Source organism: Streptomyces sp. NBC_00310 (assembly GCF_036208085.1).
In the GTDB taxonomy this organism is placed as follows: Bacteria; Actinomycetota; Actinomycetes; order Streptomycetales; family Streptomycetaceae; genus Streptomyces.
In genome coordinates this window covers 9,463,222-9,483,785 of sequence record NZ_CP130714.1, presented here as the reverse complement: position 1 = coordinate 9,483,785, position 20,564 = coordinate 9,463,222, and the positions used below count along the sequence as shown (strand labels likewise).

Annotated in this window: 17 protein-coding genes; 13 read left to right on the top strand and 4 right to left on the bottom strand. The window is 71.1% G+C overall.

The genetic code is table 11. The annotated features are described in order from the left end of the window. Positions 1 to 42 precede the first annotated feature (42 nt). Entirely contained in the window at positions 43 to 981 is a 939-nt protein-coding gene (locus OG202_RS41320; protein ID WP_328224428.1) for an NADP-dependent oxidoreductase, read from the top strand. Positions 982 to 1,076: 95 nt separating this feature from the next. Beyond that, positions 1,077 to 2,039 carry an NAD(P)-dependent alcohol dehydrogenase gene (locus tag OG202_RS41315; RefSeq protein ID WP_328224427.1) on the top strand — a complete coding sequence of 321 codons (963 nt, stop codon included), beginning with the start codon at positions 1,077 to 1,079 and terminating at the stop codon, positions 2,037 to 2,039. Between the two features lie 172 nt (positions 2,040 to 2,211). Here the strand turns inward: OG202_RS41315 and OG202_RS41310 are convergent, their stop codons facing one another. Further along, entirely contained in the window at positions 2,212 to 3,264 is a 1,053-nt protein-coding gene (locus OG202_RS41310) for a multicopper oxidase domain-containing protein (RefSeq protein WP_328224783.1), read from the bottom strand. A 199-nt stretch (positions 3,265 to 3,463) separates the two neighbouring features. On the opposite strand from OG202_RS41310, the gene OG202_RS41305 reads away from it, so the two are divergent. After that, on the top strand, positions 3,464 to 5,944 hold the full coding sequence (locus OG202_RS41305; RefSeq protein WP_328224426.1) for a ThuA domain-containing protein: 2,481 nt from the start codon (positions 3,464 to 3,466) through the stop codon (positions 5,942 to 5,944). Then, positions 5,944 to 8,151 carry an OmpL47-type beta-barrel domain-containing protein gene (locus tag OG202_RS41300; RefSeq protein ID WP_326574582.1) on the top strand — a complete coding sequence of 736 codons (2,208 nt, stop codon included), beginning with the start codon at positions 5,944 to 5,946 and terminating at the stop codon, positions 8,149 to 8,151. Before OG202_RS41305 ends, OG202_RS41300 begins: the two co-directional genes overlap by 1 nt. A gap of 108 nt (positions 8,152 to 8,259) precedes the next feature. Here OG202_RS41300 and ligD read toward each other — a convergent pair whose 3' ends face one another. Then, a complete protein-coding gene (gene ligD, locus OG202_RS41295) occupies positions 8,260 to 9,270 on the bottom strand; it encodes a non-homologous end-joining DNA ligase (RefSeq protein WP_328224424.1) in 1,011 nt (336 codons plus the stop codon). Between the two features lie 74 nt (positions 9,271 to 9,344). Here ligD and OG202_RS41290 point away from each other — a divergent pair, with 74 nt between their 5' ends. Further along, positions 9,345 to 10,421: an ATP-dependent DNA ligase gene (locus OG202_RS41290; RefSeq protein ID WP_327726801.1), complete on the top strand. Its 1,077-nt coding sequence runs from the start codon at positions 9,345 to 9,347 to the stop codon at positions 10,419 to 10,421. A 128-nt stretch (positions 10,422 to 10,549) separates the two neighbouring features. Here the strand turns inward: OG202_RS41290 and OG202_RS41285 are convergent, their stop codons facing one another. Beyond that, positions 10,550 to 11,740, bottom strand: coding sequence for a zinc-dependent alcohol dehydrogenase (locus OG202_RS41285; RefSeq protein ID WP_326574585.1), 1,191 nt, complete (start codon positions 11,738 to 11,740; stop codon positions 10,550 to 10,552). Between the two features lie 199 nt (positions 11,741 to 11,939). On the opposite strand from OG202_RS41285, the gene OG202_RS41280 reads away from it, so the two are divergent. Beyond that, the gene (locus tag OG202_RS41280) at positions 11,940 to 12,935 is read left to right on the top strand and encodes a DUF3048 domain-containing protein (protein ID WP_326585534.1); all 996 of its coding nucleotides are present in this window, start codon (positions 11,940 to 11,942) and stop codon (positions 12,933 to 12,935) included. 130 nt (positions 12,936 to 13,065) lie between these two features. On the opposite strand, the gene OG202_RS41275 is transcribed toward OG202_RS41280, so the two are convergent. Continuing rightward, positions 13,066 to 13,527 carry a MarR family winged helix-turn-helix transcriptional regulator gene (locus OG202_RS41275; protein ID WP_326574586.1) on the bottom strand — a complete coding sequence of 154 codons (462 nt, stop codon included), beginning with the start codon at positions 13,525 to 13,527 and terminating at the stop codon, positions 13,066 to 13,068. A 253-nt stretch (positions 13,528 to 13,780) separates the two neighbouring features. On the opposite strand from OG202_RS41275, the gene OG202_RS41270 reads away from it, so the two are divergent. The 7 genes from OG202_RS41270 to pcaDC all read left to right on the top strand — a co-directional run bounded on the left by OG202_RS41270 (position 13,781) and on the right by pcaDC (position 20,500). Further along, positions 13,781 to 14,563 carry a CoA transferase subunit A gene (locus tag OG202_RS41270; RefSeq protein WP_326574587.1) on the top strand — a complete coding sequence of 261 codons (783 nt, stop codon included), beginning with the start codon at positions 13,781 to 13,783 and terminating at the stop codon, positions 14,561 to 14,563. Next, the gene (locus tag OG202_RS41265) at positions 14,563 to 15,210 is read left to right on the top strand and encodes a CoA transferase subunit B (RefSeq protein WP_328224423.1); all 648 of its coding nucleotides are present in this window, start codon (positions 14,563 to 14,565) and stop codon (positions 15,208 to 15,210) included. The genes OG202_RS41270 and OG202_RS41265 overlap by 1 nt, the downstream gene beginning before the upstream one ends. Next, on the top strand, positions 15,207 to 16,433 hold the full coding sequence (locus OG202_RS41260) for a thiolase family protein (RefSeq protein WP_328224422.1): 1,227 nt from the start codon (positions 15,207 to 15,209) through the stop codon (positions 16,431 to 16,433). The genes OG202_RS41265 and OG202_RS41260 overlap by 4 nt, the downstream gene beginning before the upstream one ends. Before the next feature lie 139 nt (positions 16,434 to 16,572). Further along, positions 16,573 to 17,346 (top strand): protocatechuate 3,4-dioxygenase subunit beta, encoded by a 774-nt coding sequence (gene pcaH, locus OG202_RS41255; RefSeq protein WP_328224421.1) that lies wholly within the window; start codon positions 16,573 to 16,575, stop codon positions 17,344 to 17,346. 6 nt (positions 17,347 to 17,352) lie between these two features. Continuing rightward, complete coding sequence (gene pcaG, locus OG202_RS41250; RefSeq protein WP_326574591.1) at positions 17,353 to 17,958, top strand: protocatechuate 3,4-dioxygenase subunit alpha; 606 nt, start codon at positions 17,353 to 17,355, stop codon at positions 17,956 to 17,958. Next, the gene (gene pcaB / locus OG202_RS41245) at positions 17,955 to 19,376 is read left to right on the top strand and encodes a 3-carboxy-cis,cis-muconate cycloisomerase (protein WP_328224420.1); all 1,422 of its coding nucleotides are present in this window, start codon (positions 17,955 to 17,957) and stop codon (positions 19,374 to 19,376) included. The genes pcaG and pcaB overlap by 4 nt, the downstream gene beginning before the upstream one ends. Continuing rightward, positions 19,373 to 20,500, top strand: a complete 1,128-nt coding sequence (gene pcaDC, locus OG202_RS41240; protein WP_328224419.1) for a bifunctional 3-oxoadipate enol-lactonase/4-carboxymuconolactone decarboxylase PcaDC — start codon at positions 19,373 to 19,375, stop codon at positions 20,498 to 20,500. Before pcaB ends, pcaDC begins: the two co-directional genes overlap by 4 nt. Positions 20,501 to 20,564: the final 64 nt, after the last annotated feature.

The window sequence follows — 20,564 nt, the reverse complement described above, 5'->3', positions numbered from 1 at the left end:
GTGGAAACGGGGAGGCCGTTTCACTTACCGAAGGGTGCCGTCATGCGCGCTGTCACGCTCGAATCCGTTCCCTCGACCCCGGCCGTGACCGAGGTGGACATGCCTCGCCCGGAGGCCGGGGAACTACTGGTGAAGGTGGCCGCCGCCTCACTGAACGGCATCGACGCCGCCACCGCCGCCGGCTACACGCAAGCGTTTATGGAGCATCGGTTCCCGCTCGTGCTCGGCCAGGACTTCGCGGGCACCGTCGAGGCCGTCGGTGAGGACGCGGACGGCTTCGCGGTCGGTGACGCGGTCTTCGGCGCGGTGATGAAGCCGTACCTGGGCGCCGGGTCGCTGGCCCAGTACGTCACCGTGCCCGCGGGACACGGCGTCGCCCACATCCCCGCGGGCCTGAAGGCGGAGGACGCGGGTGCGCTGGCCGTGGCCGGGGCGACCGCCCTGGAGAGCCTGAACGCCGTGGCCCCGGCCGAGGGCGGGACGCTGCTGATCTCGGGAGCCTCCGGCGGGGTGGGCGCGCTGGCGGTGCAGCTCGCCGCCGCCCGCGGCGTGAAGGTGATCGCGACCGCCCGCCCCGGCACACAGACCGACTTCGTCACCGGCCTGACCGACGCCGAAGTCCACGTGGTCGACTTCACCGGCGACCTGGAAGCCCAAGTCCGCGCGGTCGCCCCGGACGGCGTGGACGCGGTGCTGCACCTGGCGGGCGACGGCGCGGCGCTGGCGGGTCTGCTGCGGCCGGGCGGACAGCTCGCCTCCGCCACCGGCCTGACCCAGGACGACGTCAAGGGCCAGGACATCACCGTCCACACGATCATGGCCGGCCCCAACGCCCAGACCCTGACCTTCCTGGCCGAGCAGGTCGTCTCGGGCGGGCTGCGCGTGCCGGTCACCGCCGCCTACCCGCTGGAGCGGGCCACGGAGGCGTTCGCCGCCTTCGGCGCGAGCACCCCGGGCAAGGTCGCCGTCTCCTGCTCCTGACATCCGTCGCTTGACGGGAAGAGACCTGATCGTGCCCACCATCGGCCTGTTCGCCGCCTTCAACTCCACCGAATCGCCGGCCCAGGAGCCCTCCCATGTCGCCTGACCCGTTGATGATGCGCGCCGTCCAGTACGACCGTTACGGAGGCCCCGAAGTGCTCTCCGTCCGTACCGTCCCGCGTCCGTCCCCCGGGCCGGGCCAGGTGCTCGTTCGGGTCCACGCGACCAGCGTCAACCCGATCGACGTGAAGATCCGCTCCGGCGCGATGCGTCTGATCACCGGACGACGCTTCCCCAAACGCACCGGCCTCGACTTCGCCGGGGAGGTGGTCGAACTCGGCAGCGAGGTCACCGACCTCACGGTGGGCGAACACGTGTGGGGCATTCTCGGCGACTTCTCCGGACGGGAGGGCGCGGCCGGCGCGTACATCCTGGCCAAAGCCCAGGCCATCAGCGCGGCACCCAGCGGCACCGACCTGGTGGCCGCCGCCGCCCTGCCCTCGGTCGGCGTCACCGCACTGCGCGCCCTGCGGGACACCCTGCGCCTGCGCTCGGGCCAACGACTGCTCGTGGTCGGCGCGAGCGGCGGCGTCGGCAGCACGGCGATCCAACTGGCCCACGCCCGGGGAGCCCACGTCACCACCATCGCCGGCGCCGCCAACGCCCCGTTCTGCCGCGAACTCGGCGCCGACGTCGCCCTGGACTACGCCACCACCCCACCGAACGCCCTCAAGAAGGAGTTCGACGCCATCCTCGACTGCCACGGCTCCTCGCTCCGCGACTACCGCCGAGCCCTCCGCCCCGGCGGTCGCATCGCCACGACGTCCTCCAGCGCCATACCGTTCGCCCTGCTGTCCGTCGTCCTGCCCGGCCCCCGCGTACGCCTGCTCGCGGCCCTCCCCCGACGCGCGGACCTGAAAACCCTCGCCGATCACGTCGACAAGGCAGACCTGCGCCCGGTCATCGAGCGCGTGTATCCCCTGGACGAGATCCAGGACGCCCACCGAGCCACCGAAACCGGCCACGCCCGCGGCAAGCGCGTCATCCGCCTCGTGTAGCGCCGAGGGCTCGCCCGCGCGTCGTGGACAGCGGGCAGCGGGCAGCGGGCAACGGGCAGCGGGCAACGGGCAACGGGCAACGGGCAACGGGCAACATCAAGCTCTGTCCCTGACGCGGGGTTCCACCCGTCCCCGCGAAGCTTTCCCGGGACGCGGGCTCACCATCGGACCTTCAGTGCTCGTGGGACGCCCCGGACGTGCCGGACGTGCCGGACGTGCCGGACGTGCCGGACGTGCCGGACGCATCCGGGTCGGCGGCGCCGTGCGGCGCATGCGGCTCGTACCCGGGAATCGTCCCGTCCGTCCTGCGCACCAGGAACAGGCCCACCATGCCCATGTCGGAGTGGCTCTGGACGTGGCAGTGGTACATCCAGGCGCCGGCTCCGACGCCCTCGCCCGCGATGACCTGGAAACCGAAGGAGTCGGCGGGGCCGACGATCTTGTTGTCGACGACCTGGCTGGAGTCGTCGGGGCCGGTGAGCATGCCGGTGCGGTTGTCGGCCCAGCGGTGACCGTGCATGTGGAAGGTGTGGTAGTACTCGCCGTGCGTGATGACGACGAACTCGACGCGGTCGCCCACGGTCGCGTCGAAGTGGGGGCCGGAGTGCGCGGGCTTGTTGTTGATGAGCAGGTCGTTGAAGACGACGGTGACGGTCTTGTCGGGGAGGACATCGCCCTTGCGGCGGACGACGACCGGGCCGTAGAGACCCTTGCGGAGGCCGCCCGTGCCGTGTTCGGTGCCGACGACATGGTCGTGGTAGTGCCAGTAGCCGGCGCTGCCGGCGCGCCAGGTGCCGTCCTTGCGGGCGCCGGGGGCGTGGGTGCGCCAGGTGTAGGTGCGGGTGCCGCCCGGCTCCACGTCGCTCCTGTTCAGCCTGGTGCCGTCGCTGGAGGTCTCGTAGTCGAGGCCGTGGACGTGCAGGCTCGCCGCCACGTCCATCGTGTTCTCGAACTCGATGTGCAGCGTGTCGCCCTCGTTGAGCTCGATCAACGGGCCCGGGATCGAGGCCTTGCCCTTCTCGAAGCCGTAGCCCATCTGCCCGCCGGGCAGCTTCTCGGCGTACATCTTGAGGTGCTTGACCTCGCCGCCCGCCGGGGCCGTCCTCGCCCGCGTGGCGGCACTCGCGGCCTCAGGAGTACCGACGGTCTCGATGGCCACGGACAACGATGTCGCGGCGGCCGCGCCGCCCAGCAGCACCCTCCGGTTGAACCCTCGTCTGTCCATCCCGTCCATGCGGAACTCCCCACCCTGATACGGATCTTGCGGAGACGCACCTGTGATCAACCTGTGAGACGGTAGCGGCCGCCCGACTGTTTATCCACACCCAGGACAAAGTTCAGACCATTCAGGTCATAGGTATTGGCGAGCCGCATCAAAGGGGGCTAGCTTCCTTGGCGCTGTTGCTGTGACCGAGGAGGTGCCCATGTACTTACGAGGGTTGAGCGACGCGAGGAGACGGGCCTGGGCGGCCACCCTGACCGCCTCGGTCGTCACGGCGGGACTGCTGTCGGGCCCCGCGGCCCAGGCGCGCCCGGCGCCGGAACCACCGCTGACAACGATGTCGATCAAGTCGCCGCCGGGCGGCTCCGGTCCTCAGGTGCTGATCTTCCACGGCTCCGCGGCGGCCGGGGACGAGTCGCCCGTCGTGAACGCCGGGATCGAGGCGATCGAGCGGATCGGGCTGTCCGGGCCGGCTTCCGAACGCTTCGGGGTCGTCGCCACCGGCGACGCCTCCGTCTTCACCGACGAGACCCGGCTGAGCGGCTTCAACGCCGTCGTCTTCCTCACCGGCGGCGGTGACGTCCTGGACCCCGAGCAGGAGGCGGGACTCGAGGCCTACATGGAGGCGGGGGGCGGTTTCCTCGGTGTCCATGACGCGGCCCGCGCCGAGCCGTACTCGGACTGGTTCACGGGCCTGATCGGTGCCCGCCCGGCAACGTCCAGCCCGACGACCGTACAGCGTGCGACCGTTGAGGTCGGTGACCGGCGGCATCCGGCCACCAAGGACCTGCCGGTGCAGTGGAAGCGGCCCGACAAGTGGTTCAACTGGACGAAGAACCCGTCCGGCACCGTCCACACCGTGGCCCGGGTGCGCGAGTCGACGTACCAGCCGGGAACGAGCGCCAACGGGTGGGACCACCCGGTGAGTTGGTGCCGAGACTACGACGGCGGGCGTTCCTTCTACACAGGCATGGGCGGGACGGTCTCGGCGTACGACGAGACGGACTTCCGTACGCATCTGCGTGGCGCCCTGTTGTGGACGTCCCGCCTGACCCGGGCGGACTGCAAGGCGACGATCGACGCCAACTACAAGGCGGAGCGGCTGACCCAGCCCAACCAGCCGGGGCAGAACGACCAGATCGGCGAGCCGCACGGCCTGGTCACCGCACCCGACGGGCGGGTCCTCTACATCGGCCGGGGCGGCGCCGACTCGTCCCAGCCCGTGGTCACCGACTGGAACAGTCCGGACATCGGCAAGGGCAAGGGCGAGGTCCACGTCTATGACCCGAGGACGAAGAGGGTCACTCTCGCGGGCGCGCTCACGGTCTTCGGCAACAAGGGCGGCGGCGACGAGCTGATCAAGGTCGAAGAGGGCCTGCTGGGGATCGAGTTGGATCCGGGTTTCCAGCAGAACGGCTGGGTGTACCTGCACTACACACCGCACTCGCGGATCAACCGTGACACCCGGATGGCCGAGCGCCGGGTCTCCCGCTTCACCCTCGACCTCGCGACCAACAGGCTGGACCTGGGCAGCGAGAAGGTGCTGCTCAAGTGGCCGGTGCAGATCCACAGTTGCTGCCATGCGGGCGGCGGGATGACCTGGGACTCCCGGGGCAATCTGTACATCGCGACCGGCGACAACAACTCCAGTGGCTTCAGCGGTGGTTACTCGGGCAACAACCCGGAGCCCCACTACAAGGGCGTCTCGTTCGCCGACGCCCGTCGCACCGCCGGCAACACCAACAACCTCAACGGCAAGATCCTGCGCATCCACCCGGAGCCCGACGGCACCTACACCCTGCCCGCGGGCAACCTCTTCACCGGCGAGGAAACGGACGAGGGCGGCGGCAAGACACGCGGCGAGATCTATGTGATGGGCGTCAGGAACCCCGCACGGATCTTCGTCGACCGGCAGACCGACGTCCTCTACGCCGGCTGGGTCGGCCCGGACGCGAGCGCGCCGTCGACGACCTGGGGCCCGGCGAAGTACGACACGTTCGCCGCCATCACCGAGGCGGGCAACCGGGGTTGGCCGTACTGCATGGGCAACAAGCAGCCCTACCGGGACCGCAACCTGCCGGACCCGTCGAAGCCGCTGGGCTGGTACGACTGCGACCACCCGAAGAACGAGTCCCCGAACAACGACGGCCTCGTCAACCTGCCCCCGGTGACCGGCAACAACATCTGGTACTCCCCGCAGGGCGGCGCCCCCGACTTCCCCCGGGACGCGGACGGCATCCCCTCGTACAAGAACGAGGAGGCCACGTACCTGCTGCCGTGGCTCAAGGGCGGCGGCCAGGCCACGATGAACGGCCCGGTCTACCGGTACTCCGCGTCCGGTTCCGACTCCGGCCGGTGGCCCGCCTACTGGGACGGCAAGTGGTTCGTCGGCGACTTCTACGACGCCGACCAGCCGCGCCACGCGGTGCTCACCGACCCGAAGAACCAGGGCAGCGGCGGTCTCCCGATCCACGCGGAGTCGCTGAAGAAGATCGTGCCCGTCGGGACCGACGGCATCAGGAACCTCATGGACTGGAAGTTCGGGCCGGACGGCGCGCTGTACGTCCTGGACTACGGGCGCGGCTTCTTCACCTCGGACGCCAAGTCGGCGTTGTGGCGCGTCACTTACACGGGCGGCGGTCCGACGCCGGCCGCCGACGAGCTGGCGAGGAAGGCGGAGTGATGCGGGAGAGACGCTTGTGGGCGGCCTTGTTGGCGGCCCTGCTGATGGTGCTCGGGCTCACGTCGACGCCCGCGTCCGGCCGTACGGAGGGGGCGCGGGACCCGGCCGCCGCCGCCCAGGTACTGACCTGGACCGCCGGCGACGACATCACCAAGTACCTGACCGCCCCGCGGACCGCGGTGGCGGGCCCGACCACCATCGTCTTCGAGAACAGCACGGCGACCGGCAACACCATGGGGATGCCGCACACGTTGACGTTCGACGTCTCCGATCCGGAGTACAACAACGACGTCCCGCTCAACATCCTGGCCAACCCCGGCGACGACCAGGGCGGCCGCCACACCGCCGAGGTCACGCTCACCCCGGGCCGCTACCGGTTCTACTGCACGATCCCCGGGCACGGTCAGATGCAGGGCATCCTCGTGGTGAACGAGGGCACCGGCGAGGACACCACCGCGCCTCAGACGGCGGCCCAGGTCAGCGGGGTGCAGAACTCCCAGGGGGCGTACGTCGGTTCGGCGTCCGTGGCGGTGAGCGCGACCGACACGGGCGGCTCGGGTGTCGAGCGGATCGAGTACGCGATCGGCGACACCGGCGCCTGGCTGCCGTACACCACGCCCGTGGTGATCGATCAGGTCGGCGCCCACAAGGTCCGCTACCGCGCGGTCGACAAGGCGGGCAACACGGCGGCCGAGAAGAGCGTCGGGTTCACCGTCGTCGCCCCGCCGACGGACGACACGACGGCTCCGGAGACCTCGGCGACGGTGGCCGGGGAGCGGAACCCGCAGGGCGACTACGTGTCCATGGCGACGGTCACCGTCTCCGCGTCGGACACCGGCTCGGGGGTCAACACCGTCGAGTACGCGCTCGGTGACTCGGGTGCCTGGCAGCCGTACACCTCGCCCGTGATGGTGCACGAGGTCGGCTCCCACAAGGTGCGGTACCGGGCCACGGACAAGGCGGGGAACGTCGCGGCCGAGAAGAGCGTCGGCTTCACCGTCGTCGCCCCGCCGGCCGACGACACGACTCCCCCGGTGACCGGCGTGACCGTCGAGGGCGACCGGAACTCCGCCGGCGCGTACCTCAGGAGCGCGAAGGTCACCGTCAGCGCCACGGACCACGGCGGCTCGGGTGTCGCCGCGATCGAGTACTCACTGGACGGCGGCCCCTATCTCGCCTACACCGCACCCGTGTCGGTGGACCGCGCGGGCACGCACACGGTGACGTACCGGGCGAGCGACAAGGCGGGGAACACCGCCGCGGCCCGTTCCGTCAGCTTCACGGTCGTCTCGGGCGGCGGCGTTCCCGCGCCCAACTGCGCCGAGTACGACGAGCGGTTGACGGTCTTCGTCGGGACGGTCGACTCGGGTGTGCCGAACCGGGTCACCAACAACCGGTGCCGCATCAACGAGTTGATCGAGGACGAGAAGGAATGGACGTCCCACGCGCTGTTCCTGAAGCACGTGGACACCGTCCTCGACAAGCTGTTCAGGGAAGGGGTCGTCGACCTGCGCGAGTACAACGCCGTGCGGGAAGCGGCGGCGGAGTCGGGCATCGGCAGGCCCGGGCAGACGGAGGGCTACCGGACGATCCTCGACGGCACCGCCGAGTCGTTCGCCAAGTGGCAGCAGGTGGGCGGCGGTTCGTTCGGGCTGAACCCCGACGGCTCGATCACCTCCGGTACGACGAAGGCCGGGCTCGGCATGCTGTGGTTCCCCGAGCGGAAGTACGGCGACTTCTCGCTGCGCCTGCAGTGGCGTGACGACGCGCCCGGCACGTCCAACGCCAACTCCGGTGTGTTCGTACGCTTCCCCGGGGTCCACGACCACCCGGAGGAGTCGCGGCCGGAGTGGGTGGCCATCAAGTACGGCCATGAGGTGCAGGTCCTCGACCGGCCCGACGGCGACATGTACAAGACGGGGTCGGTCTACGGCTTCGACCGGGTGGGGCTCGCCGGTGCGGGCGTCACCCAGAAGGGCACCTGGAACGACTACGAGATCCGCGTGGTCGACCAGCACTACTCGGTCTACCGCAACGGCGTCCTGATCAACGAGTTCGACAACATCGGCGGCCAGGACTTCACCCCGCCCCGCTCGGACGACCCGGGCACGGACGGGCGACGGTTCGCCTCCGGCCATGTCGGACTCCAGGTGCACGGCACGACGGATGTCGTCTCCTACCGGGACATCCGGATCAAGGAACTGTAGGGCCGCCGGCATCCCCGCGCCCCGAAAGGGGCGCGGGGAACTGCGCGACAAGCCCCACCGGCGCGCGGCGTCATCACCACGTCTCGTCGTGGCGCACCCGGCGGAGCGCTACTCCTTCTTCGCCCGGCTCGGCTGCACCCGCTTCGGCTCACCCGGCATCTTCGGATACTCCGGCGGATACGGCAGATCACCGAGCCCATGGTCGTGTTCGTCCCGCGCGGCCAGCTCCAGCAGCGCCTCCAGGGAGAACGCGTGGTCGTCCATGTCGGCGTGCACGTCACCGACCTCGGCGAAGCGCGGCGGCATCGTCCCCAGGTCGAAGTCGCGCGGCACGGCGACGCCCACCTCGTCCCAGGTGAGGGGCGCGGAGACGGGTGCGTGCGGGCGGGGTCGCACGGAGTAGGCGGAGGCGATGGTGCGGTCGCGGGCGGTCTGGTTGTAGTCGACGAAGATCTTCGCGCCGCGTTCCTCCTTCCACCAGGCCGTGGTCACCTGCTCCGGCATCCGGCGCTCCAGCTCGCGGGCGACGGCGATGGCCGCCCGGCGCACCTGGGTGAAGGTCCAGTCGGGCCGGATCGGCACGAAGACGTGCAGGCCACGGCCGCCGGAGGTCTTGGGCCAGCCCCGCAGACCGCCGTACTCGTGCAGGACCTCACGGAGCTCGTGCGCGGCGCGGACCGCGTCGTGGTAGTCGGTGCCGGGCTGGGGATCGAGGTCGATGCGGAGTTCGTCGGGGCGGTCGACGTCGCCTCGACGGACCGGCCAGGGATGGAAGGTGAGCGTGCCGAACTGGGCGGCCCATACGACGGCGGCGACCTCGGTGGGGCACATCTCGTCGGCGCTGCGGCCGCTGGGGAAGGTGATGTGGGCGGTGGGGATCCAGTCGGGCATGTTCTTGGGGGCCCGCTTCTGGAAGAAGTTCTCACCGGTCACGCCCTCCGGGTAGCGCTCCAGCGTGGTGGGCCGGTCGCGCAGGGCCCGCAGGATGCCGGGGCCGACGGAGATGTAGTACCGGGCGAGGTCCAGCTTGGTGAAGCCGCGCTCCGGGAAGAAGACCTTGCCCGGGCTGGACAGCCGTACCGTCCGCCCCGCCGCCTCCAGTTCCACCGCTTCACCCATGCGAGCCACGGTAGGCGGAACGCCCTTATGCCGCACACCGGGCGAATCCGGGCGCACGGTCGCAGAATCGGAGCATGGATCTTCCGGTGATGCCGCCCGTGAAACCGATGCTCGCCAAGTCCGTGGCCAAGATCCCGCCGGACATGCACTACGAGGCGAAGTGGGACGGGTTCCGGGCGATCGTGTTCCGGGACGGGCCCGAGGTGGAGATCGGCAGCCGTACCGGCAAGACGCTGACCAGGTACTTCCCCGAGCTGGCCGAGGCGCTGCGGGAGCGGCTGCCGGAGCGCTGCGTGATGGACGGCGAGGTCGTGATCGTCCGGGACGGACGGCTGGACTTCGACGCCCTGACCGAGCGCATCCACCCCGCCGACTCCCGCGTCCGGATGCTGGCGCGGACGACCCCCGCCTCCTTCGTCGCCTTCGACATGCTCGCCCTGAACGACGAGTCGCTGCTCGACGTCCCGCTCACCGATCGGCGCGCGCTTCTGGAGCTGGCCCTGTCCGAGGTCACGGCCCCGGTGCACATCGCCCCGGCGACCACGGATCGCGAACTGGCCGAGCAGTGGTTCGAGCAGTACGAGGGGGCGGGCCTGGACGGGGTGATCGCCAAGCCGCTCCAGCTGCTCTACCGGCAGGACGAGCGGGCCATGTTCAAGATCAAGCACGAGCGGACGGCGGACGTGGTGGTCGCCGGGTACCGCCTCCACAAGAGCGGGCCGGTGGTCGGCTCCCTGCTGCTGGGCCTGTACGACGACGGGGGCACCCTCCAGCACATCGGTGTGTGCGCGGCCTTTCCCATGAAGCGGCGCGCGGAACTGATGGAGGAGCTGGAGCCGCTGCGGATGGAGGACGTCGGGGAGCATCCCTGGGCGGCCTGGTCCGACGAGGCGGCGCACGAGACGGCGCGGCTGCCGGGCGCGCCGAGCCGGTGGTCGACGAAGAAGGACTTCTCCTGGGTGCCGTTGCGACCCGAGCAGGTCGCCGAGGTGGCCTACGACCACATGGAGAACGGCGTCCGCTTCCGCCACACGGCCCGCTTCCGCCGCTGGCGCCCGGACCGCACGGCGGAGAGCTGCACCTACGCGCAACTGGAGGAGCCGGTGACCTACGACCTGGCGGAGATCCTCGGCCCCGCCGGCGGCAGGTGAGCGATCCGGCCGGTGAGCGATCCGGCCGGTGGACAGGCCAGGGATCGTACGGTGAAGGGCCGAACGGTGAGGGATCCGGCCGGTCGACCGGTGAAGGGCCGAACGGCGAGGAATCCGGACGGTGACGGTCAGGGCTCCATCAGCACCTTGACCGCCCCGTCCTCCTTCCGCTGGAACATCTCGTAGGCGTGCGGGGCCTCGGTGAGCGGCACCCGGTGCGTGGCGAAGTCGTCGACGCCCAGGGGGTCGTCGTCCGTGAGGAGGGGCAGGATGTCGTCGCTCCAGGTGCGGACGTTGGCCTGGCCCATGCGCAGCCGGATCTGCTTGTCGAACATGGTGAGCAGGGGCAGCGGGTCGACCTTGCCGCCGTAGACGCCGGAGAGGGAGAGGGTGCCGCCGCGTCGTACGAGGTCGATGGCCGTGTGGAGAGCGGCCAGCCGGTCCACGCTGAAGTGCTCGGCGAACCGCGCGCTGACCGCCCGGGGCAGATGACCGGCCGCGTTCTGGACGAGCCGGGCGGCCGCACTGCCGTGGGCCTCGGTGCCGACGGCGTCGATCACCGAGTCGGGCCCCCGGCCGACTGTCCGGTCCTGGACCGCGCTGACCAGCTCTTTCTCACTGTCGAAGTCCCTGAGGTCGAACGTCTCGACACCCCGCTCGCGCGCCCGGCGCAACCGCTCGGGCACCAGGTCGATCCCGAACACCTGCTCGGCGCCATGCTGCCGGGCCACCCGGCAGGCCATGTCTCCGATGGGGCCGAGGCCGAGCACGGCGACACTGCCGCCGGGCGGGATGTGCGCGTACTCGACCGCCTGCCAGGCGGTGGGGAGTACGTCGGAGAGGTAGAGGAACCGGTCGTCGGGCGGCCCTTCCGGCACCTTGATCGGCCCGAACTGTGCCTGGGGCACGCGCAGATACTCGGCCTGGGCGCCCGGGACCGCGCCGTACAGCCGGGTGTAGCCGAAGAGGGCCGCGCCCATGCCCTCGCCGGTGCACTGGGTGGTCTCGCACTGGGTGGGGAGTCCGGTGAGACACATCCAGCAGTTGCCGCAGGCGATCTGGAACGGTACGACGACCCGGTCGCCGGCCGCCAGGTCGGGCACCCCGGCGCCGACCTCCTCGACGATGCCCATGGGTTCGTGACCGAGGATGTCGCCCGGTGTCATGAACGGCGTGAGCACCTCGTAGAGGTGCAGGTCGGAGCCACAGAGCCCGGTGGAGGTGATGCGGATGACCGCGTCCGTCGGCTCCTGGATCACCGGATCGGGCACGGTCTCCACGCGCACGTCCCGCTTGCCCTGCCATGTCACTGCCTTCATCGCGCCCACACTCCGTTCCCTCGCCTCGGCCGGCAGGAGCCGCACGAGTACCCGGCACCCCACCCCCGAACCACCCGGCCCACCGGGGCCCGGGACCGGCCGCCGCCCCGATCGGTCCAGCAGAACGGACGCGATCAGAAACAAACGGGTGTGGCCATCTATGGACTTATAAGCGCACAATCAAAGACACATGGACGAGATGACCAGGCCACGCAGGGGACCGACGGTGCGACGGGCGCGACACCGCGGGAGGACGACCGCGCTGCTCGCCGCTCTCACCGCGGCGGCCCTCCTGGCGGGCTGCACGGTGACCGGCTCGGACGGCGACGACGAACGGGGGCGGGGCGACGGCCGCCGGGACGACCGGGGCAGTGCGCCGCCCACCGGATCCGTGCTCGCCGTGAAGATCGACAACGTCTCCGCCGCCCGCCCCCAGACCGGCCTCGACGCCGCGGACGTCGTCTACGCAGAGCAGGTCGAGGGCGGTCTCAGCCGACTGATGGCCGTGTACGCGACGAAGTTCCCGGAGACGGTGGGCCCGGTGCGCAGCGCCCGCGAGTCCGACCTGGAGCTACTGCGTCAGTTCGACGAGCCGACCCTCGCCTTCTCCGGCGCGCAGGGCAAGCTCCTTCCGCTGATAGGCAACGCGCCCCTGCACGCGAAGACCCCCGAGGACGCCGACGACGCGTACTTCCGCGGCGACGAGAAGCCCGCCCCGCACAACCTGTACCTGCGCCCCGGGAAACTGATCGGCTCCCCGCCCGGCGCCGACGCCCTGACCACCGGCTTCCGCTACGGCGCCGCCCCGGCCGGCGGCACTCCCGAGGACTCCCGCACCGTCCGCTACCCGGCCGCCCGCTTCACCTTCACCTGGTCCGACGACAGCCGCCGCTGGCAGGTCTCCATGGACGGCACCCCGACGATCACCACCGACGACACCCGAGTCGCCCCGGCCACGGTGGTCGTCCAGTACGTGACCATCCGCGCGTCCCGGTTCCACGACTACCTGGGCAACAACACCCCGTACACGGAGACGGTCGGCTCGGGCCGCGCGGAGGTCCTACGGGACGGCCGGGTCTACGACGGGAACTGGAAACGCCCCACACCCACGGACGGCACGGCCTTCACGACGACGGACGGCACACCGATGAACTTCGCGGAGGGCCAGGTATGGGTGGTGTACGCGAAGGCGTGAGCGTGCCTCCGCCCGCCCCGAAGTGGGCACCCACTCAGGGACGCGGGGTCGTCCGCGACCGGCCACGGACGACCCGCGGCCGAGCGACGACCGCCGACGACCCGCCTCGAACGACGACCCGCCGACGAAGCTACCGGGCGCCCAGAGACTCGGCCGGGCTGCGCAGTTCTTCCGCCGCGTCGGCGACCCGCCGTATCAACTCGAAGAACACCCCCTGTTCCTCCGCCGACAAGGGCGCGAGGAACACCTGGTTCATCCGAGCCGTCCGCACCGTGAGCCTGCGATGCGTCCGCACCCCGTCCTCCGTGAGCCGCAGCAGAAACCGTCGGCCGTCCTGCGGATCACGCACCTTGTCGAGGAGCCCCCGGCGCCCGAGCCGGCTGATGACCTCGGACATGGTCGACCGGTCGAGCCCCACCCGCTCCCCCACCGTGCGCTGGTCGAGCCCCGGCTCGGCGACGAGCGTGTTGAGGACCGCGAACTGCGGCGAGGTGATCTCCTCGGAGACCATCACGTTCCACAGCAGGTAGTGGGCCTGCTGCAGCCGTCGGGCCAGGTGCCCGGGGTGGGTGGAGAGGTCCACCGCGGTCATGTTCGCTCCTCGGCTCGGCACAGTGTCGGACGTGGCCGGCGATTCGTCGGCAATTCGTTCGTGCACTGAACAATACGCGCCATCCACCGCGGCGTGTCCATACCCACGGTATCCACGTACGCAGCTGACCTCGCCCTTCTCGTGGGTCTTGACGAGGAAGCCGACGAGTGGCAGCGTGAAGGAAACTTCACTGAAATGCTCAGTGCCCTGATTAACTGGTCACCGGGTGCTCGGACGAGATGGGGCCTCACGGATGGACAAGGTGGTCGCCACGGCCGTGGAGGCGGTGGCCGATGTGCCGGACGGCGCGACACTCGCCGTCGGCGGGTTCGGGCTGAGCGGTGTGCCGAACGTACTGATCCAGGCGCTGTACGAGCGCGGGGTCTCGGGCCTCGGCGTGGTGTCGAACAACTGTGGGGCCATGGAGTCCGGCCTCGCGGTGCTCCTCGCGGCGGGCCGGATCGCCCGGGTGACCGGTTCGTACATCGGGGCGAACAAGGAGTTCGCGCGTCAGTACCTCGCCGGTGAGCTGGAGGTCGAGATGATCCCGCAAGGCACGCTCGCCGAGCGGCTGCGCGCGGGCGGCGCGGGAATCCCGGCGTTCTTCACCCCGGCCGGCGTGGGCACCCAGGTCGCCGAGGGCGGGCTGCCCTGGCGCTACGACGGCGACGGCGGCGTCTCGCTCGCCTCGCCGCCGAAGGAGGTCCGCGAGTTCGACGGCGTCGAGTACGTGCTGGAGCGCGGCATCCGCACCGACTACGCGCTCGTCCGCGCGGCCAGGGGCGACCGGCACGGCAACCTGGTCTTCAACAAGTCCTCCCGCAACTTCAACCCCCTCTCCGCGATGGCCGGCAAGGTGACCATCGCCGAGGTCGAGGAGCTGGTCGAGCCCGGCGAGATCGACCCCGACGCGGTGCACCTCCCGGGCATCTTCGTGCAGCGGGTCGTCGCCCTCACCCCCGAGCAGGCGGCCGACAAGAAGATCGAGCGGCGCACGGTCTCCGCGCCTGCGGCACGGGAGACGGTGAGCGAGTGATGGCCTGGACCCGCGAACAGATGGCCGCGCGCGCCGCGCGTGAGCTGCAGGACGGCCAGTACGTCAACCTCGGCATCGGCCTGCCGACGCTGATCCCGAACTACCTCCCGGACGACGTCGAGGTGATCCTGGAGTCGGAGAACGGCATCCTCGGCACCGGCCCGTACCCGACCGAGGACCAGGTCGACCCCGATCTGATCAACGCCGGCAAGGAGACCGTCACGGTCCTGCCCGGGGCCGCGTACTTCGACTCGGCGCTGTCCTTCTCGATGATCCGCGGCGGCCACATCGATGTGGCCGTCCTCGGCGCGATGCAGGTCTCCGCCGGCGGTGACCTCGCCAACTGGGCCGTCCCCGGCAAGATGATCACCGGCATCGGCGGTGCCATGGACCTGGTGCACGGCGCGCGTACGGTCATCGTGGTCATGACCCACACCGCCAAGGACGGCTCGGCGAAGATCCTTCAGGAGTGCGCGCTGCCGCTGACCGGAAAGGCGTGCGTGAACCGGATCATCACCGATCTGGGCGTGCTCGACGTGACCGACGAGGGCCTGGTGCTGGTGGAGACCGCGCCCGGCGTGGCCGTCGAGGAGATCGTCGCCAGGACCGCCGCCAAGGTTCGCATCCCCGAGGAGATCCCGTCATGAGCAAGGGTCCGATCAACGGTCCGAAGGACGTCTACCTCGTCGACGCGGTCCGTACCCCGATCGGCCGCTACAACGGCGGTCTGGCGGGCCTGCGCCCCGACGACCTGGCCGCACACGCCATCCGTGAGCTGCTGGCCCGTACGCCGGACCTGGACCCGGCGCGGATCGAGGACGTGTACTTCGGCAACGCCAACGGCGCCGGCGAGGAGAACCGCAACGTGGGGCGCATGGCCGCACTGCTGGCCGGACTCCCCACCTCCGTCCCGGGCGTGACCGTCAACCGGCTGTGCGCCTCCGGTCTGGAGGCCGTCATCCAGGCGGCCCGTGCCATCGCGCTCGGCGACGCCTCGATCGCCGTCGCCGGCGGTGTCGAGTCCATGACCCGCGCCCCGTACGTGCTGCCCAAGAGCGACAGGCCCTTCCCCGCCGGACACACCGAGCTGTACTCGACCACGCTGGGCTGGCGCATGGTCAACCCGAGGATGGACCCGCAGTGGACCATCCCGCTGGGCGAGTCGGCCGAACTCATCGCCGACAAGCACAAGATCAGCCGGGAGCAGCAGGACGAGTTCGCCCTCGCCTCCCACCGGAAGGCCGCCGAGGCGCGGACCGAGGGGCTGTTCGACGGCGAGATCGCGCCGGTCACGATTCCCCAGCGCAAGGGCGACCCCGTTGTCTTCGGCGCGGACGAGTGCGTACGGGCCGACGCGTCCCTCGCCGCCATGGCCAAGCTGAAGCCGTCGTTCCGTACCTCCGGGGGGACGGTCACGGCGGGCAACGCCTCGCCGCTCAACGACGGGGCCGCCGCCCTGCTGCTGGTGGACGAGGAGGGGCTCGCGGCCACCGGGCGCGAACCGCTCGCCCGGGTCTCGGCGTCCGGGGTCTCCGCGATCGACCCGCACTACTTCGGGCTCGCCCCCGTCGAGGCCGTCAACCGCGCGCTCGCGAAGGCGGGCAAGGGGTTCGGCGACCTGGACGTCCTGGAGCTGAACGAGGCGTTCGCCGCGCAGGTGCTCGGCTGTGTCGCCGAGTGGCCCGAGTTCGACCCGGCGATCCTCAACCCGCAGGGCGGCGCGATCGCCCTTGGCCATCCGCTGGGCGCCTCGGGTGCGCGGCTGGCCGGCACGGTCGCCCATCAGCTCGCGCGCAGGGGTGGTGGCGTCGGCGTCGCCACGCTGTGCATCGGGGTGGGGCAAGGACTCGCACTCGTCCTGGAACGCTGAGCACTGTTTGAGACCGCCGGCCGTCCGTGGCTGGTCGCGCCCGCGCGGCGGAGCCTCACATGGACCACGGCCCGCGCCCCTGCCGGGGCGCGATTCGAGCCCGACTTCGACGACACCGTCAGAACCCTCAGGAATCCCCATGACACTCACCCAGCACGACATCGACCAGGAAATCGCGGCCGAGCACGCCGCCTACGAAAAGCGCGTGGCCGACGGTGCGCCGGTCGAGCATCAGCCGCGCCGTGACTACGCCCCGTACCGGTCCTCGGTGCTGCGGCACCCGAAGCAGCCCCTCATCGGAATCGACGTCACCAAGGACCCGGAGCTGGTCGAGCTGGCCTCCCCCGCCTTCGGCGAGCGGGACATCACCGAGATCGACAACGACCTGACCCGGCAGCACAACGGCGAGCCGATCGGTGAGCGCATCACCGTCTCCGGCCGGCTCCTCGACCGCGACGGACGCCCGCTGCGCGGCCAGCTGGTCGAGATCTGGCAGTCCAACGCGGCCGGCCGCTACGCCCACCAGCGAGAACAGCACGACGCGCCGCTGGACCCGAACTTCACCGGCGTCGGCCGCACCCTGACCGACGCCGACGGCCACTACCACTTCACGACGATCCAGCCGGGCCCGTACCCGTGGCGGCAGCACCTCAACGCCTGGCGCCCGGCCCACATCCACTTCTCGCTCTTCGGCTCGGCTTTCACCCAGCGGCTCGTGACCCAGATGTACTTCCCGAGCGACCCGCTGTTCCCGTACGACCCGATCATCCAGTCGGTGACGGACGACGCGGCCCGGCAGCGGCTGGTCGCGACCTACGACCACAACCTGTCCGTGCCGGAGTTCTCGATGGGGTACGTCTGGGACATCGTGCTCGACGGCCCCAAGGCCACCTGGATCGAAGAAGGACGCTGACCTGCCATGACGAAGATCGACACGAGCCGCCCGGAGACGGTGCTCCCGACCCCGTCGCACACCGTCGGCCCCTTCTACGGCCACGCCCTGCCCTTCCCCGGCGGCGGCGACATCGCCCCCGTCGGCCACCCCGACACCCTCTCCCTCCAGGGCTACATCCTCGACGGCGAGGGCAACCCGCTGCCGGACGCCTTCCTGGAGCTGTGGGGGCCGGACCCGGACGGCAACCTCTCCCAGGTCGACGGCTCCATGCGGCGCGACCCGGCGAGCGGTGGCTTCCTGGGCCGCAACGGCGTGGAGTTCACCGGCTGGGGCCGCGTCCAGACCGACGCAGGCGGCCACTGGACCGCGCGGACGCTGCGGCCGGGCGCGCGCGGGCGGAACGCGCCGTACCTCAGCGTGTGCGTCTTCGCGCGGGGCCTGCTCGTCCACCTGTTCACCCGGATCTATCTGCCGGGCGACGAGGCCGCGCTCGCCGCCGACCCACTGCTCTCCCGGGTGGACGAGGCGCGCCGGGGCACGCTGATCGCCGAGGACCAGGGCAACGGCACCTACCGTTTCGACATCCGCCTTCAGGGCGAAGGCGAGACGGTCTTCCTGGAGTTCCAGTGACTTCTGCCGACGCCGACACCGGTCTGCTCGCCCCCGGGTGGACCGGTTCCCCGGCCGCGGCCTCGACCGGCGACACCGCCTACCTGCGGGCGCTGCTCGACGCCGAGGCCGCGCTGACCCGCGCCCAGGCCGCACTGGGGCTGGTCCCCGCCGCGGCCGGCCCCGCGGTGACCTCGGCGGCGGAGGCCGCCGCCTTCGACATCCGGTCTCTCTCGGAACGCGCCCGCGGCGGCGGCAACCCGGTGATCCCGCTGGTCGCGGACCTCACGAAGGCGGTCGGCACGGAGTACGGCCCGTACGTCCACCGGGGCGCGACCAGCCAGGACATCATGGACACGGCGACGATGCTGGTCGCCGCGCGCACCCTCGACCTGATCCTGGCCGACCTCGGCCGTACGGAGTCCGCGCTGGCCGCGCTCGCCACCGCGCACCGGGACACCGCGATGCCGGGCCGCACGCTCACCCAGCACGCCGTGCCGACGACCTTCGGGCTGAAAGCGGCGGGCTGGCGCTCACTGATCCTGGACGCCAGGGACCGGCTCGCGGTCGTACGGGCGACCCTGCCCGCCCAACTCGGCGGCGCGGCGGGCACGTTGGCGGCCTTCACGGCCTTCGGGGCGGTGACCGGCGCTCAGGCTTCGGCCGATGTCCACCACCCGATCGGAATCGAGGCCGCCGCGGACGCCCCGGCCCCGGCCCCGGTCGACACGCATGCCCTCGTCGCCGCCTATGCTCGCGAACTCGGCCTCCATGAGCCGGAGTTGCCCTGGCACACGCTGCGCACCCCGATCGCGGACCTGGCCGGAGCGCTGACCTTCGCCGCGGCGGCCCTGGGGAAGATCGCGGTGGACGTGCTCACGCTGGCCCGTACGGAGATCGCGGAGGTCGCCGAAGGCGGCGGGGGCGGTTCTTCGGCTATGCCGCACAAGGCGAACCCCGTACGGTCGACACTGATCGCGGCGGCGGCCCGGCGCGCGCCCCAACTGGCGGCCACGCTGTACGGCGCGCTGGCGGCCGAGGACGAGCGGCCGGCCGGGGCGTGGCATGCCGAGTGGGAGCCGTTGCGCGACCTGCTCCGACTGGTCGGCGGAGCCGCCCGGGACGCGGTGGAACTCACACGGGGGCTCCGGGTGAACGCGGACGTGATGCGCCGGCACCTGGACCTCACCCACGGTCTGATCGTCTCCGAGCGGCTGGCCGTCGAGCTGGCTCCGGTGCTGGGCAGGGCCCGCGCCAAGGAACTGCTCACCAGGACGGCCGAACGCGTCTACGCCGAAGGCCGGTCGCTGGGCGAACTGCTGGCCGAGGAGCCGGACTTGAAAGCCGTCGACCCGGCACTGATCACCGACCTCACCGATCCCACCCGCTACACCGGCTCCGCCGGAGCCCTCACCGACCGTGCCCTGGAGCGACGTTGACCGACAAGCTGCTCAACCACCGTGCGGAGGGCCCGACCTCCGCTCCCCCGCTGCTGCTCGGCCCCTCCCTCGGTACCTCCACCAAGCTGTGGGACAAGGTGGCGCCCGAGCTGTCGATCACGCACCGGGTGATCCGCTGGGACCTGCCGGGACACGGCGACTCCCCCGCCGGCCTGATCGCTCCGGGTGCGACGGTGGGCGACCTGGCCGCCCTGGTGCTGGCCCTGGCGGACGCGCTGGGCGTCGAGCGGTTCGCCTACGCGGGTGTGTCCCTGGGCGGCGCGGTCGGGCTGCACCTGGCCGCGCACCACCCGGAGCGGGTCTCGTCCCTCGCCGTGATCTGTTCCTCGGCCCACTTCAACGGCGCCAAGGCGTGGCAGGAGCGGGCGGAGCTGGTGCGCCGGGAGGGGCTGGCCGGGCTCGCGGAATCCGCCGACTCGCGTTGGTTCACTCCCGGTTTCACCGTGCCGGAGCTGGTCGACGACCACCGGAACGCCGACCCGCGCGCGTACGCCGCCTGCTGCGACGCGCTCGCCGCGTTCGACATCCGCGCGGACCTGCCCGGAATCTCCGCGCCGACTCTCCTCGTCGCCGGCCGGCAGGACCCGGCGACGCCGCCCGCGCATCTGCGGGAGATCGCCGACGCGGTGCCCGGCTCGTCGCTCACGGAGATCCCCGGCGCGTCCCATCTCGCCCCCGCCGAGCGCCCGGAGGCCGTACTGGCCGCGCTGCGCGGACACTTCGACGGGTACGCGAAGCGCGGGATGGAGGTGCGCCGCCAAGTCCTCGGCGACACGCACGTGGACCGTGCCCAGTCCCGGCAGACGCCCTTCACCGAGCGCTTCCAGGACTTCATCTCCCGGTACGCCTGGGGCGAGATCTGGACCGACCCCACGCTGTCCCGCCGCGAACGCAGCATGATCACACTGACCGCGCTGATCGCCCACGGCCACTACGACGAACTCGCCATGCATATCCGAGCGGCCCGCCGCAACGGCCTCACCTCGGAAGACATCGGCGCCGTACTCCTCCAGACCGCCGTGTACTGCGGAGTCCCAGCGGCGAACTCGGCGTTCGCCACGGCCCAGCGGGTGCTGGCGGAGGAGGACGCGGGCCGGACCTGAGCCACATGGGCTGGAGCTACATGAGCTGGAGCCACATGAGCTGGAGCCACATGAGCTGGAGCTA

Bases quoted from the DNA above. Each gene is read 5' to 3' on its own strand.
- OG202_RS41320 (WP_328224428.1), top strand. From the start codon at position 43: ATGCGCGCTGTCACGCTCGAATCCGTTCCCTCGACCCCGGCCGTGACC.
- OG202_RS41315 (WP_328224427.1), top strand. From the start codon at position 1,077: ATGTCGCCTGACCCGTTGATGATGCGCGCCGTCCAGTACGACCGTTAC.
- OG202_RS41310 (WP_328224783.1), bottom strand. From the start codon at position 3,264: ATGGACAGACGAGGGTTCAACCGGAGGGTGCTGCTGGGCGGCGCGGCC.
- OG202_RS41305 (WP_328224426.1), top strand. From the start codon at position 3,464: ATGTACTTACGAGGGTTGAGCGACGCGAGGAGACGGGCCTGGGCGGCC.
- OG202_RS41300 (WP_326574582.1), top strand. From the start codon at position 5,944: ATGCGGGAGAGACGCTTGTGGGCGGCCTTGTTGGCGGCCCTGCTGATG.
- ligD (WP_328224424.1), bottom strand. From the start codon at position 9,270: ATGGGTGAAGCGGTGGAACTGGAGGCGGCGGGGCGGACGGTACGGCTG.
- OG202_RS41290 (WP_327726801.1), top strand. From the start codon at position 9,345: ATGGATCTTCCGGTGATGCCGCCCGTGAAACCGATGCTCGCCAAGTCC.
- OG202_RS41285 (WP_326574585.1), bottom strand. From the start codon at position 11,740: ATGAAGGCAGTGACATGGCAGGGCAAGCGGGACGTGCGCGTGGAGACC.
- OG202_RS41280 (WP_326585534.1), top strand. From the start codon at position 11,940: ATGACCAGGCCACGCAGGGGACCGACGGTGCGACGGGCGCGACACCGC.
- OG202_RS41275 (WP_326574586.1), bottom strand. From the start codon at position 13,527: ATGACCGCGGTGGACCTCTCCACCCACCCCGGGCACCTGGCCCGACGG.
- OG202_RS41270 (WP_326574587.1), top strand. From the start codon at position 13,781: ATGGACAAGGTGGTCGCCACGGCCGTGGAGGCGGTGGCCGATGTGCCG.
- OG202_RS41265 (WP_328224423.1), top strand. From the start codon at position 14,563: ATGGCCTGGACCCGCGAACAGATGGCCGCGCGCGCCGCGCGTGAGCTG.
- OG202_RS41260 (WP_328224422.1), top strand. From the start codon at position 15,207: ATGAGCAAGGGTCCGATCAACGGTCCGAAGGACGTCTACCTCGTCGAC.
- pcaH (WP_328224421.1), top strand. From the start codon at position 16,573: ATGACACTCACCCAGCACGACATCGACCAGGAAATCGCGGCCGAGCAC.
- pcaG (WP_326574591.1), top strand. From the start codon at position 17,353: ATGACGAAGATCGACACGAGCCGCCCGGAGACGGTGCTCCCGACCCCG.